Here is a 14,771-nt window from a genome sequence, read left to right on the forward strand (position 1 = left end):
TTTATTTATCTATTTATTTAGCACATTTCAGCACGTAGTGTATCAAGCCCAGAACGGACAATACGCTGAAGTTCGAGCTTGGACGAATCAACAAATTCACACAAAGCAAAATCTTCCGGAGCTACTTCGTAAATGCCGAGAGCTTCCATGCGGTCAATATCACCGGCAATGATAGCTTTCACTAAATATTCGGGAAGAATATCCATCGGAAATACTTTATCATATTCATTGGACATAATCATGTGACGTTCACCACCTTTAATACGGGCATCCAAATCATATTGACGATTTTTACCAAGTAACCAGCTAAAATAAGAGCGATTAACGCTAAACTGATCAAAACGAGGCATAATCCAACCTAACATTTCATGTACATCAGAACCTTCAGGAATAACCGTAACTTCCGTTGCAAAAGCTCCTAGATAGCCATTAGGTTTCACTTGATTACCGGTAAGCACATTCCCACTGATATAACGCAATGGTCTATCTTTTTTTACTCTACCCTCTAATAAATTAGTCAGTAAAGCACCAACTTTCATTTTGCAATAGGCAGGTTTGATAACTTCAGAACCAACTAATGCAATCGTACGAGTCAGATCTACTATACCTTTATTGAACAAACGGCCAATAAAAATAACTTCTTCCGGTCCTATTGTCCAAACAACTTCTCCTTTGTTAATCGGATCAATATGATGAATCTGCACACTGACATTTCCAGAAGGATTAGGTCCGTCAAACACATTAACCGTTACATTTTTAGCTTGAGTCAAAGCAGGTGAAGTTTGCTTCGGACTGATACCAAGATAAGTCTTAGCCATTTTAGCAAGGGCATCCAATCCGGTTTGAAAATCATTTTCCTGACCTTTCAAAACAAACTCGAAATTAGGAGCCAAAGGCTTAGAATCAAAAGCAGATACAAAAATCGCTTTCGGATTCGAATCCGGTTCTGCAACAATATCATAAGGACGTTGCCTGATAAAAGCAAACAAACCGGCCTCTAACAAGGCTTCTCTTACTTGCTCTGCAGAAAGTTCGGACACCTTCTTTACGCCAAATTGCTCAATATCCTGTTCTTCCGCAGCTGCCACATGTATAGCCAGCACTTTACGGCGTTCACCACGTTCTACACTGGTAACAACACCGCTGACAGGAGAAACGAATTTAACTTCGGGGTGATTTTTGTCAATAAACAACGCTCCCCCGGCCATAACATACTCCTGCTCTTTCACCACTACCTTTGGAGTAACTCCGTGAAAATCATCCGGAACTAATGCGTAAATCTCCGGTTGCTTCACGTCAAAGTACTCCTCAGCAGCCTGACCTTTCAGGTTTATGTCTAAGCCCTTGCGTATTTTTATCACATTTGCCATATTAATTATAAATAATGGTTTCTATAATTTCCCGCAAAAGTACATAAAAATAATGTGAAAAGACAAGGTTTAGCAGAGAATTGAAGAAAAAAATCTTTAATCAATCTCGTGCACGCAAACGACCTAGAAAGTCATCATTAACATTAAGCGTACACCCTGCTTATTGATACCCGGATTATTCAAATAGTTCAGACGGCGAACATACTCTATATGAAGTATTTTGAAGATATTATGGATTCCCACGCTCACCTCCATATAAGGAACTTTGGGGTTCATGACAAAACTTGTAGGTTCACCATGACGGGTCGGGAATAAAAATAATTCTCCGTCTCCCGGATGCTTAAACGGATTATTCTTATCTGTCAGTTGTCCATAAAGCATTTTAAAACCAAAGAATTCCCTCCATTTCAGTTTTTTCATCAAAGGAATACGATTGAATAACTTCCCGTTCATATCATATCCTATGTCTACAGAAGCAAAACGGTCATTCAAAAACTCCATATTATTAATCAAGTTGAACGTTTCCCTCTGAGTGATATAGGATAAATTCGCAGCCGGCATTATTAATAATGGGAATGGCACTTTGTTCCACTGTATTCCTCCTTTCAAAGCCACATCCACTTTGCCCCATGAAGACAACCAGAAACGCTTAGAAATACCAACCTCCGATAAATTGAAATTATATTCACCACCCAAGCCTTTAAAGCCTACCGTATGTGAAAGCGTAAAGACCGGTGCATCCAAAGAAACCGGAATTCGTCGTTGCTTTGTATTGACAAAAGTCTCCCCGGGAGCATATCTTAATCCGACAGAGGCTTCCATAGTAGTTATATCATGTAGTTTGGTTTCTAAACCATCGTTTTTAATATAGACCAACTGTCCTGTCGGTTCATCTTTACTGTTTCGGAATTGAACATTCGTCGATAATCCAAAATTCGATTCCCATTCATATTTTAATATTATATTACGAACATAAGACATCTGGTCCACAGTGGTAGTCTTCCATGAAACAAACACATTATCCTTATCCGTTTTCAAAAATTTATCCATCGGAGACATCACATCAAATTGATATGAAGCGGCAATAGAATGTTTAGGATATTCCCTTGGCAAATATTCTTTCTTATTAAAAGAATATTCCACCTCCCCCTTATATTTGGAACGATCATCTTTAAATCCATACGCATAATACCCCTTCAAAAACAAATGAGGATTCAAATTGGCAGTGGTTTGCGCACTGACACGGAGACGGAGTCCATCAATATAATTATTAGAAATCATTGTATTGATAGGGCCGATGTCCACCTTACTGGGATGCTCTTTAGAACCCGTTTCGACAAAATTCTCAATGAATGCTTTCGCAACAAATATGACATATTTGAATCCGGGAATCTCTTCCAAACGTTTAACAAATATATCCATTGTACTTTCCGTTTGAGTCAGCGGAACCTGTCTGGCTTCCGCCCAAAATTCCTCTCCTTTCATCATGGCATCCGCTTCCTTTATTTCCTCTCCTTTCTTTCTGAACAACTGTGCCGGCAAAGGATCAAACGCATAATCCGTATATTTGGTAGTACGTCTGACTTGCACCCCCTGCAATGCCTTTACAAGATAAAGCTCAGCAATCATATCATCATCCTTCAAAGCCCATTCTCCAGAAGACAATTGCTCATATTCCTGAATAATATCCAAGTTGTCTACAAAGTTCACACCTGTTTTCTTCGGCAGATTCATTACACATTTCTTTACTGCATAAGTAGAATCATCCAAAACATATAAATGCCCTGTGAAACCAAAGTCCTGTGAATTTTGAGGAACAAACGTCAGATGAATACATTTATAACGGTCTACATATACAGTATCCATTATATAATATTTATAAAAAGAGATAGCGGATGAAGAGGAAATAGGACTTACAAAACGGCTTTGCAACAAACGTATATCATTATCATAAATATTTATATCGGTAAAAACATCTTTTAAAACAGTATTAAGTGCATCTCCGGTAGAGAACAGTTCACCTATTCCACTGGAAGTCATTCCATTTATAATTATTTTTTCGGCCTTAGGATCTTTCCGGTATACCTTTTGAGAAGCAGTTTCCTGTACCGAAACCGGGAGTATCAGCTTATTCGTTTCTTCACATACCTCTATGCGATCCTTCAAAAACGGCATTTTCTTATATACTCCTTTTTCCAGCATTTCAGGAGTAACATCATTTAGTGACATCGTTATCTTCTGATACTTCCTGAATTGATAGAAATCATGTTCTTCCAGCTTCTGTGCAGATTTCATTTCAATTACTTTCCTCATCAACTCCACAGCCGGATTATTCTTACGAGAATACTTCTCTTTCTTTGGTTTAATCACCACTTCTTCCAACTGTATATCGCTCGAAGCCAATTTAACATTTAATTGCTTGGTAACTCCCGGAACAATCGGAACGACTTTCGTCGCATAGCCTACGGCAGAAAACGTCAAGCTATTCCATCCTTTACGGGTTTCCACTTTAAACTTACCATCCAAATCCGTTATACTACCAACACCTTTTCCTTCGTAATAAACCGAAATATAAGGTATAGGCTCATTCGTAAGAGAATCTGTTACAATCCCTCTTATTTGAGCTATTATAGAATTCGAGAAAAAAAGCCCTATAATAAGTAATATATATCCTATATATTTAGTCTTCATTGATATTTACGCTAAATTGGTTGCAAAGTTAACTATATTTCAAACAACACACCGTCTTTTTAAGACTAAGAAATGTGATGAATATTTAAGTAAAATGAAATATAATGTATAACTTTGTAAACGAAACGGTCTTTTCTAACGTTTTTGATATGAGTAAAAAGATACACGTTATTAGTTTTCAAGTACCTTATCCACCCAATTATGGAGGAGCAATCGATGTATATTATAAACTTCAGAGTTTAAAGGAAGAAGGTTATTATATCATCTTACATACCTATCAATATCGGCATGACAGATATGAAAATGAGCTATTATCTATCGTAAATGAAGTACATTATTATATTAGAAAAACTAATATCTTATCTCAATTCTCTTTGACACCTTATATCGTGAACAGCAGAAAAGATAAGACTTTACTTCGTAATTTACAGAAAGACGACGCCCCTATCCTATTTGAAGGACTTCATACTTGTTACTTTTTAAATGACAGCTCTTTAAGGAATAGGATTAAACTGGTACGTACCCACAATGTAGAACATGAATACTACAAGCAATTACAACTATCCTCCCAAAGTTTTCGGAGAAAATTATTTTTCTATATAGAGGCGTTCAGATTGAAGCGATTTGAGAAGGTGCTGACTTATGCGAATCATATATTGGCCATCAGCACTAATGAACAAAAATATTTTGAGAAGAAATATCCTCATGTACCGACATCATTACTGCCCTGCTTCTTTGAGCAACAAATTCAAAAGGATCTACCCGGTAATAAAAACTATATCTTGTACCAAGGGAATCTTTCTGTTGAGGAGAATATCAAAGCCGCTAATTATATATTGACTGAAATCGCTCCTCATCTACCGGATACAAATATCATTATTGCCGGAGCCAACCCCAGCCCAATAATTACCAAACAGGCACAAGACCTGAATCAAGTACAAATTATTGGAAACCCTACCGACGAAACTCTTAATGAACTAATTTTAAATGCAAAAATCAACCTTTTGATAACTTTTCAAAACACAGGAGTCAAACTGAAACTGCTAAATGCACTATATAAAGGCGCATACTGTATTGTTAATTCTCCAATGGTTTCGGGTACCGGTCTGGAACAACTATGCAAAATTGCAGACACCCCATCCGGCATCATCCGGCTCATTGAAGAAACAATGCCTCAACCTTACACATCGACTGACAAATTAAGAAGAGAAGAAGCATTGCAAGTTCTTTACTCCAATACTAAAAACATTAAAATCATAAGTCGTATCCTAGACTAAAAAAACAATTCCACTTCTCTTCGGGCAGAACACTTCTCATGAAGCATAGCAGTATAAGGAGTATCAAAAATCCGCGCCTGTGTAGGACACTCTTTTACGCAGGCACAGCATTTTATGCATTTCATCTTATCCGTATCTATCTTTCCTTCTACATTTATATATATAGCATTAGTAGGACAAAGCCCGATACATTCACCGCATACTGCACAAGATTCTTCCAGCACCACCGGAGCTGCAGGAGCAGATGGTCCTACTGCCCGATAAGGTACATTACCTTTTATATAGAAAGGATAGATTTCTGTCAGAGCAGATACTTTTGATAATTTTTCCAATGATTTCCGTCCGAACATCACAGCCTCATCTATATCCTTTGTATCCGGACGTCCTTCAGCAATGGGCATATTCTCTCTGCTATAACTATGCTCACCAACGAAAGCACCGGCTGACAAAGGAACAAATCTCCTCGCTATCACCGTATCTCTCAATTCCACCAAAGCATCCTCATAATCACGATTCCCATAAAGAGCAACCAGGATAACCGGGCTATTCTCTCCTTTTAAACGTTCGATTCTTTCTAACGCAACGGGAGCTACTCTTCCGGCATAAACCGGAACTGCAATAACCGTTAACGAATCCTTTATAAAAATCGGTTCCGCACTTCTGTCTAAAGTGAGATCTGTCTCTATTCTTCTTCCCATGCCAAGCCCCTCACCAATGGCACGTGCCACCTTTTGTGAGGTATGCGTTGGAGAAAAATAAACAATATGTGTTGTTGTGTATTCCATATCTGCAAAGATATAGGAAATCAACGAGAAATATTAAGGAACCGGAATATATTTCGTATGCTTCAAAACTTTTGCATCTACAAAGAAAACTATTTCCTCCGCAATGTTCGTAACATGATCTCCCGCACGTTCCAACTTGCGGATAATGCTCAAAAGATTAAGACACGTAAAAGTTTGCTCCGGATTATTCAGAATATAATCAGCCAATACATGAGGAGCTTCCGCATTTATCTCATCTAAAAGATCATCTTTTGAATATGCCTGAGTAGCCAATTCTATATTTTCACCATTTAACGCCTCCTTGGTAAGCCGCAACATTTTCAGAATTTCAGAAATCATTTCATCCAAACGAAGTTGTACTACTAAATCACCGTCCAAAGCCGGTTCCGGAAAGTGTTCTACAAAACGCGCCATCTTTTCCGCAAAATCCCCTATACGTTCCAAATCACTATTTATCTTAAGCATAGCCAATACAAAACGAAGATCAACTCCTACGGGAGTATAAAGAGAAATCACATCTTCTACCATACTGTCTATTTTAAGTTCAAAAGCATTTACCCTTCGTTCACAAGCAATTACTTGCTGTGCCAGACTCCGGTCAAGGGTCAATATGGCTTCTCCTGCCCTATCCAATGATTATATACTAACATCCACATTTCTTCGATATCTTGTTTCAAAGAAATTAATTCAGAATCTATGAGGTTTATCATCTTGCTACACTCTTTTAAAATTTTACGAATTTAGGCAATTGATATTGCAATTCCATTTCATTATTACTACAAAACAGACACAAACCAACGTTTTTAGATTTATTATATCAATACAAATAGATCGTTTTCAAAAGCTAAAAGAGTCATCGCACGAATAAAAGTGGATAATTAACCTTTTCACAATGTAAAAGAGAATTTGCCTTTTGTTTTGCGGTAATGTACCGCCAGCAATGAAACACAACTCAAGATAAGGATGATTTGTAAACTTACCTTCCTCCGGCAAACCAATCCTTAAATTCTCCGGCACGTGCTTTGCTTATGACGATTTTTTCCGGTGTAGATATATATAGATTAATGGCAAGACGGTTATTGAACCATAAATCAATGTCTTTTATAGCATCTCTAGAGATTAAGAATTGCCGATTGGCACGAAAGAAAATGGTCGGATTGAGGCTATCAGTCAGCTCGTCGAGCGTTCGCGGAAGAATATATTCGCGAGATTCGTTAGTCACGACCTTTACACTTCCTTCCGTGATATAGAAATAAGCGATTTCCTTTATGGAGAGAGGGATTAGTTTGTCCCCTTTAGTGGGGACAAGGAAGTAGGTTTTGTAGCTCTCTTCGTGTTTCAGTTGATAAAGAAGCTGCTGCAAATCCAATGTTGAAGAAGGAACGGCATACAGATTCTTTAATTTTGTCAAAGCTGCACGAACGTCTTGTTCATTGATTGGTTTCAGCAGATAGTCGATACTGTTTACTTTGAAAGCTCGCAAGGCATATTCATCGTATGCCGTAGTGAATATAACAGGACATTTTATCTGGATATGTTCAAATATCTCGAAAGCTGACCCATCTGCCAAATGAATATCCATAAATACAAGCTCAGGCATCGGGTTGGAGGCAAACCACTCGATAGCATCGGCAACACTGTCCGGCGCACCGATAATTTCAATTTCCGGAGCTACATCAGTTAATATAGCGGTAAGATTACGCACTGCTGCTTTTTCATCTTCTATAATTAGGGATTTCATATCGGTAATTTAGGGTTTTATTAACGGAATGCAAACACTGAATATACCGTTTACTTCGGTTATTTGTATATCCCGACAGAAGATCAGCCTATAGCGTTTCGAGAGGTTGTCCAGACCGACTCCGGTTCCTGAAGCGGATGTGCGACGAGGTTGCAGATTGTTCTCTATGCAAAGTGATTCTTCACCAGCCGTACAGATACGGATGGTCAACGGATTGCGATTGCTAATTTCATTATGCTTGATAGCATTCTCTACTAACAGTTGGACGGAAAAGGGAGGGAGACGATAATCCATCAAATGTTCACCCACTTCAAGAGTGAAATGCAGGTTATCTTCATAACGCATCTTCATCAGGAAAATGTAGGAGTCGGTAAACTCCATCTCTTCTTGTAAACTGACGGTATGTGTGTCATTCTCTTGAAGCGTATAACGTAAAACATAAGACAGTTCACGAATGTATTCCTGTGCCCGTTTGGGATTCTCCCGAACAAGAGATTGCAAGGTGTTGAGGGAGTTGAAAAGCATATGAGGATTCAATTGATTCTTCAATGCCTGATATTGATTCTGGAGATTCTCGGCTACGAGTTTCTCGTTCTCCAAGAGTACCGTCTGACGTTCGCGTATCAAGTAGCTGATGTAGCAAGTACCCGTCACGATGACGCTGATAATAAAATTGCGTACCGGGTGAAGATAGTGGTGTACCATCGCATCAATGGCAGGAATACTGAAATTCTGGTGCAAGTAGACAAAGAATTCGCCTAACAGTTTGCTTAATATCCAAGTGAGAATAAATGACAACATCACTTTCCACCATGTCATACATATCTTGGGATCGTTGAAACCAAATAAATAGGTATTTACGGCAAAAAGGACCAAAAGAGACAAAAAAGTATAACCTACTTCAAATAACACATCTGCCGGAGTCATACCGGGGAATAAAGTCTGTTGCTCGAAAGTGTCGGTCAATGAGACTAGTTCCGGAAAATGTATCAGAAATCCCACAACAAGGGAAACAATTACTGTTAGTTGCAGATATTTCTTATTGGCAGTTATCATTCGTAAAGGCATCATATTAATTCAGCAGCAAAGATAACTATTATTATTTATTCTTTCTCCATTCGTGCCGATACATACATTCCGGGACGGAAAATAGGGCTGCCGTCTAATACTTTGGCATACAATTCGATGGAACGGTTAGTATCGTCCACTTGCTGTCCAATGGAAATAAGCGTGGCATGGAAAGTCTGTTTCCCCAAACCATTGACCCTAAACTGTACTCTACTACCTACCTTCATACCATTAAGATCTTTTTCGTAGGCGATCAGCCTTACCATCGTTTCGCTCTTGTCAATGATATCACATAGAGGTTCTCCGGCAGACAAATGTTTACCCAAATTTGCTTGTACATTGCTTATGTAACCGCCGATGGGAGCTGTTACTTCCAGATAAAAACGAATGCCACTCTTTAACAATGTTTCCGGTTCAATGCCAAGCAGACGTAATTGGGCAGCATTGGCTTGCATACGGCTTTTCATGGAAAGATAATCCGCTTTGCTTTGTTGATACTTTTTCTGTGAAGCGGCTTCCTCACGGCTCAAGGCAGTCTGGCGGTTATACTCGGCTTCCAAGTATTCCAATTGTGCATGGCTATCCAGATAGTTTTGTTGCAGTTCGATGAATTGCGGATTCTCCAACGTGGCAAGTACCGCTCCTTTCGGGATATAAGTTCCCGGCAATAAAGAAAGGTTCTTGACGATGCCGTCCATACTGAGGGAAACCGTAGCAAAGTTACGGGGCGGAATTACCAACGTACCGTTAAATGATGCCGGATTGGCAATCGCTGTAGCTGAGGTAATGGCATCCACTTGCATAGTGTCTACTTTCTCTGCCATAGTAGTAGTGGTATCCGTCGCCTGTTCCATTGGTTTAGGTTGTTCTTTCGAAGAGTTGCAAGCTGTCATTAGCAACAGTGCAAGAGGTAATACGATTTGTCTCATATCTTTGTTTTTTATTTGATACTGTATAATTCATATTCCAAAGCGGCTATATTGTATTGGTAAACCGTTTCGATATATCCTTTTTTAATTTCTCGGGCGACATTCATGCTTTGTACATATTCCGTAATATCCGTTTCACTCTGCCGGAACTGAAGGTCGGCAGTCTTGAGCAGATTGTCGGCCTCTATTAGTGCAGAGGTGGTGTAGAAGCAGATACTCTCACCGTAGCGGTGCAATGTAGCACGAAGTTCAGTGACGCGATTGTTCAACTCACGAACATTGGCATCGACCTGTGTTTGTATGAGATAACGATCCAGCTTTGCCTGACGAATCTTACTACGTTGTGGTAAAAACCATATGGGAAACGATATACCTGCCATCCATGAATTTAATCCTCGCAAAGGAGCAATATCCTGACGTACATATCCGAAAGAGAATTCCGGAAAGAAACGACTCCTTTCGATATTAAGCAATGCTTGGCGTTCCTGCACTTGACTGTGGAAGTAGTTGAGGTGCGCTTCAGAAAGCGCTCCTTCCGTCAAGTCAACGGGATAAACCGCAATGGCAGTTTCATCAGGTAAAATAGCTTCATCTGTGTAACATGTCCATTGCAAGCGGTTGCCAGCAAGTTTTTGCTCTTCCTCCGCTTGGAAAAGTTTGTTGCGCATATCGGAAGCAATGGTCGCAGTCATACTCTTTTCCAACAAGGTGATCTCGCCTTGTTGATACCGAAGTTCCCCGGCACGTTGTACACGGTCTGCCCATTCGCTCTGTTCCTTATACATCTCCCGAAGATTCCATGCATACAGGTAGTAGGCCCATGCACGTTTTACTTCTGCCTTTATTTCTTTTTCCACCATTTGGCGGTAATAAGTGCCTGTGGCCACCTGACGATTTATTAAAGCATTCTTGTAAAATGGTGTCAGCAGTGAACCGAAAGATTGGGTCAATGCCATCTCCTTATCCTTTCGTACTTCGCCATTGAGTTGACCCCATGAATAACTGAATTCTGTTGGAACCAGTTCCATCACTTCACCGCGAGTAGCTCGGGTACGACGTATCTCAGCTTCTGCCATCTTCAAGCGTGGATTGTTTTGCAATGCCATTTCCATGGCTTGCTCTAAAGTGACCGTTTGTTGCGCTTCTACAGGTGCGGGAAGCAACACTAATCCAAATGAGAACAAACCCAAACCGAACCATCTTTTTAGTTTACTATGACGCAACATAGCAACCGAGTTTACAATATGATAAAATACAGGAATAATCAATAAAGTCAGTATCGTAGATACAATCAATCCGCCGATTACTACCGTTGCCAACGGGCGTTGTACCTCTGCCCCGGCAGAAGTGGCAATTGCCATCGGTACAAATCCCAAAGAAGCAACCAACCCTGTCAGAAATACCGGACGCAACAGATGAGGACAACTTTCTCGGATGATGCGGGAGGTGGTTAGCGAATAACAACCACGGGCTTTTACCTCATTAAAATGGTTAATCATCAGAATGCCGTTAAGCACTGCCACACCGAAGAGAGCGATAAAACCTACGCCAGCTGAAATGCTGAACGGTAATCCGCGCAACCAAAGAGCAAGAATACCTCCGATTAATGATAAAGGTACGGTACTAAATACCACAAGCGTATAAGTGACGGACTTGAAAGCAAAGAACAGCAGCAGCAATATCAGCATCAATGCTACCGGAATTACGATAAGCAACGTGTTGATAGCATTTTGTAGGTTCTCGAACTGTCCGCCGTAAGAGAAATAGTATCCGGGTTTAAGTTTAATGTTCTTCTCCAGCGTATCTTGAATGTTGTTCACCACTTGTTGAATATCGGCATCACGCACGTTTACGCCAATAACAATACGTCGTTTGGTAGCATCACGATTGATTTGTAACGGACCGTCTACAAGGTCTATTGTAGCTACTTCGCTAATTGGTATTTGGATTCCTTCGTTGGTACGAACAAAGAGTTTGTCGAGATTTAGGTCCTTCACTTTGTCGTAGTCTAGACGAAGCACCAAATCGAAACGACGTTCATTTTCAAAAACAACCCCTGCCGCTTCGCCGGCATAGGCCGTACGTACCATCGTGTTTAGCTCCTCGATATTGATGCCGTAACGGGCTATCTTGCTGCGGTTATATTGTACCACTAACTGTGGCAATCCCATAGCCTGCTCCACAATCACGTCCGAAGCTCCTGGTACTTGTTCCACATATCGGGCTACTTCTTTTGCTTTACTATATAATTCCGTCATATCTTCCCCGTAGAGTTTGATGGCAATATCAGCTTTCGCACCCGTCATCAACTCATTGAAGCGTAGCTGTATCGGCTGTGAAAAGTTAAATTCAGCATATTTCGACAACGGTTCAAGAGCTTGCTTCATCTTGTCTACCATCTCCGCACGGCTATCCGCACTTGTCCATTCCTTAAAAGGCTTCATTACGATCATTACGTCGGCATCTTCTACTGCCATCGGGTCGGTAGGAACTTCGGCAGTACCAATTTTGGCTACAACATGACGGATTTCAGGAAACTTATCCATTAAAGTCTTTTCCGCCTGACGAGATAGCTCTATACTTTCGGTCAGCGAACTACCTGCGGGCAAGGTCATCTGCATGGCGAAATCTCCTTCGTCCAATGTAGGAATAAACTCTGCTCCCAAACGGGTGAAGAGGAACAAACTGCCTGCCAACGCAAGAAAAGCGGCGCAAACGGTAATCTTCACATGATGCAGGCACCAATCTAGCGATACCTTGTATATCTTATTTAAGCGTTCGAAGAAATAGTCAGCAAAAACTTTCTTCTCCCGAATATCCCGTTTCAGAAAAAGTGACGCCATCATCGGAACATAGGTCAGTGAAAGGATTAATGCGCCAATAATACAAAACACCAATGTTTTTGCCATTGGAGTAAAATACTTGCCTTCAATACCTGTTAAAGTCAGAATAGGAAAGAATACAATCAAAATGATAAGTACGGCGAATGTTGCAGAACGTACGACACCTGCCGCTCCTTTTTCCACTTCCGTATCCATTTCTTCATGCGTCAGATGACATCCGCGAAACTGCTTGCTGTAAATATGTGCCAAAATCCCTTCTAATATAACGATAGAGCCGTCCACTACAATACCGAAGTCAATGGCTCCGAGGCTCATTAGGTTGGCAGAAACCCCAAACAGGCGCATCAAGATAAAGGCGAATAGCATTGCCAACGGAATAACGGAAGCGACGATAAGACCTGCCCGAATATTACCGAGAAAGATAATCAAAACCAGAAAGACAATGACAGCACCCTCTATCAGGTTACGGATAACAGTGGATATATTACGGTTCACTAATTCCGAGCGGTTCAGATAAGGTTCAATAGTAATCCCCTCAGGAAGCATCTTCTGTACTTTTTCCACTCTTTTCTCCAATTCCGTAGTCACTCCATTGGCGTTCGCACCTTTCAGCATCATGGCAATGCCCCCCACGCATTCACCTTTGCCGTCCATCGTCATTGCTCCGAAGCGTTTGGCACTACCAAAACGTACCGTAGCTACATCATCCACATGAATCGGAATACCGTTACGATTTGCGACTACAATTCGTTCAATATCTTTCAATTCGTTTATCATTCCTTCTGAACGAATATAATAAGCTTTATTCACCTTTTCGATGTAACTGCCACCTGTATTCTGATTGTTACGGCTCAACGCTTCGAACACATCACTAATAGTGATATTCAGTGAATAAAGGGCATCCGGATCTACTGCTACTTCATATTGCTTCAAATTGCCCCCGAAACTATTGATTTCCACGATACCGGGAATGCCGGAAAGTTGTCGTTTTACAATCCAATCCTGAATGGTACGCAACTCCATTGCATCGTATTTATTCTCATACTCAGGTGCTACATCCAGCGTATATTGGTATATTTCACCCAACCCGGTGGTTACCGGCATTAATTCCGGTGTGCCGAGTTCGGTTGGAATCTCACCTGCCACAGTCTGTATCTGTTCATTGATGAGTTGTCTGGCAAGCATTGTCGGGACGCTTTCTTTGAATACGACTGTTACTAATGATAACCCGAAACGGCTTACGGAACGTATCTCCTCTACATCCATAATATTACTCATCGCTATTTCGATAGGAAATGTGATCAACTGTTCCACCTCTTGCGGTGCTAATGTAGGTGATACGGTTACAATTTGTACCTGATTATTAGTGATATCCGGCACAGCATCGATAGGCAGAGTTATCATGGCATAGATTCCGCCAATCAGAAGAAATAGAGTAGTCAGACCGACAAATAGTTTTTTTCTGACCGAGAAGCGTACAATTGCATTAAACATCTTTTTCGTAGTTTACTGATTATATGGCAAAGATAATTTATAGAATTTTAAGTCCACTGGTGGTAACGGTGAAACGGACAGATTGGAGAATGAACCTGTAAAAATGACGGATGAAATATCAACTTTGACTAATTTAATATCCTGACTAGGGTTCACCAAATAATTATTGGAGATATGCAGATATCGGCTTTTTATAAGACCATGTATTTATCTATTCTGGTTCATCTCTTTGTTGGTAGGTAATACCTGCTATTCAGCATACGGTCGATTGTCTACAAACGATAGGAGTTTGTGAGCAAAGGACCGTACCTTTGTTTTCAATCGACCGTATGTTTTTTCAATCACCCTGACATAAGTAATAACATCAAGGTGTTCGCAGATAAAAACAGTATAAAACACGAATTACTTTCAAATAACCTTCAGTCTTTCAGTTTACTAATTCATGGTTGGTTATCAGTTCTTTATCCTGAACCTTTCTCCGGAAAAAGATTCAGCCAAAGATGACGTTAGGTACCTGGGACCAACGTAAAAACCTGAGGGCTTTTCCTATTATGCATATAACTTAGTTAATCT

8 protein-coding genes and 1 pseudogene are annotated in these 14,771 nt (G+C 40.3%); 1 reads left to right on the forward strand and 8 read right to left on the reverse strand.

Features of this window, described 5'->3' with window-relative positions; genetic code table 11:
- Positions 1-17: 17 nt before the first annotated feature.
- Complete coding sequence (locus DXB63_RS09190) at positions 18-1,370, reverse strand: Na(+)-translocating NADH-quinone reductase subunit A (protein WP_122126107.1); 1,353 nt, start codon at positions 1,368-1,370, stop codon at positions 18-20.
- A 123-nt stretch (positions 1,371-1,493) separates the two neighbouring features.
- Positions 1,494-4,061: a DUF5686 and carboxypeptidase-like regulatory domain-containing protein gene (locus tag DXB63_RS09195; protein ID WP_122126108.1), complete on the reverse strand. Its 2,568-nt coding sequence runs from the start codon at positions 4,059-4,061 to the stop codon at positions 1,494-1,496.
- Between the two features lie 149 nt (positions 4,062-4,210).
- Between DXB63_RS09195 and DXB63_RS09200 the strand changes: the two genes are divergently transcribed.
- Positions 4,211-5,338, forward strand: coding sequence for a glycosyltransferase (locus DXB63_RS09200; RefSeq protein WP_122126109.1), 1,128 nt, complete (start codon positions 4,211-4,213; stop codon positions 5,336-5,338).
- Here DXB63_RS09200 and DXB63_RS09205 read toward each other — a convergent pair.
- The 6 genes and pseudogenes from DXB63_RS09205 to DXB63_RS09230 all read right to left on the reverse strand — a co-directional run bounded on the left by DXB63_RS09205 (position 5,335) and on the right by DXB63_RS09230 (position 14,198).
- Positions 5,335-6,123, reverse strand: coding sequence for a 4Fe-4S binding protein (locus DXB63_RS09205; protein WP_122126110.1), 789 nt, complete (start codon positions 6,121-6,123; stop codon positions 5,335-5,337). The genes DXB63_RS09200 and DXB63_RS09205 overlap by 4 nt on opposite strands.
- A gap of 33 nt (positions 6,124-6,156) precedes the next feature.
- Positions 6,157-6,833: pseudogene (gene phoU / locus DXB63_RS09210) on the reverse strand (phosphate signaling complex protein PhoU).
- A 266-nt stretch (positions 6,834-7,099) separates the two neighbouring features.
- Positions 7,100-7,864: a LytTR family DNA-binding domain-containing protein gene (locus tag DXB63_RS09215; RefSeq protein WP_122126111.1), complete on the reverse strand. Its 765-nt coding sequence runs from the start codon at positions 7,862-7,864 to the stop codon at positions 7,100-7,102.
- Positions 7,865-7,873: 9 nt separating this feature from the next.
- The gene (locus tag DXB63_RS09220) at positions 7,874-8,932 is read right to left on the reverse strand and encodes a sensor histidine kinase (protein ID WP_122126129.1); all 1,059 of its coding nucleotides are present in this window, start codon (positions 8,930-8,932) and stop codon (positions 7,874-7,876) included.
- A 35-nt stretch (positions 8,933-8,967) separates the two neighbouring features.
- A complete protein-coding gene (locus DXB63_RS09225) occupies positions 8,968-9,861 on the reverse strand; it encodes an efflux RND transporter periplasmic adaptor subunit (protein ID WP_122126112.1) in 894 nt (297 codons plus the stop codon).
- A gap of 11 nt (positions 9,862-9,872) precedes the next feature.
- The gene (locus DXB63_RS09230) at positions 9,873-14,198 is read right to left on the reverse strand and encodes a CusA/CzcA family heavy metal efflux RND transporter (RefSeq protein ID WP_122126113.1); all 4,326 of its coding nucleotides are present in this window, start codon (positions 14,196-14,198) and stop codon (positions 9,873-9,875) included.
- Positions 14,199-14,771 lie beyond the last annotated feature (573 nt).

This window comes from Bacteroides sp. OM05-12, assembly GCF_003438995.1.
Lineage (GTDB): Bacteria > Bacteroidota > Bacteroidia > Bacteroidales > Bacteroidaceae > Bacteroides.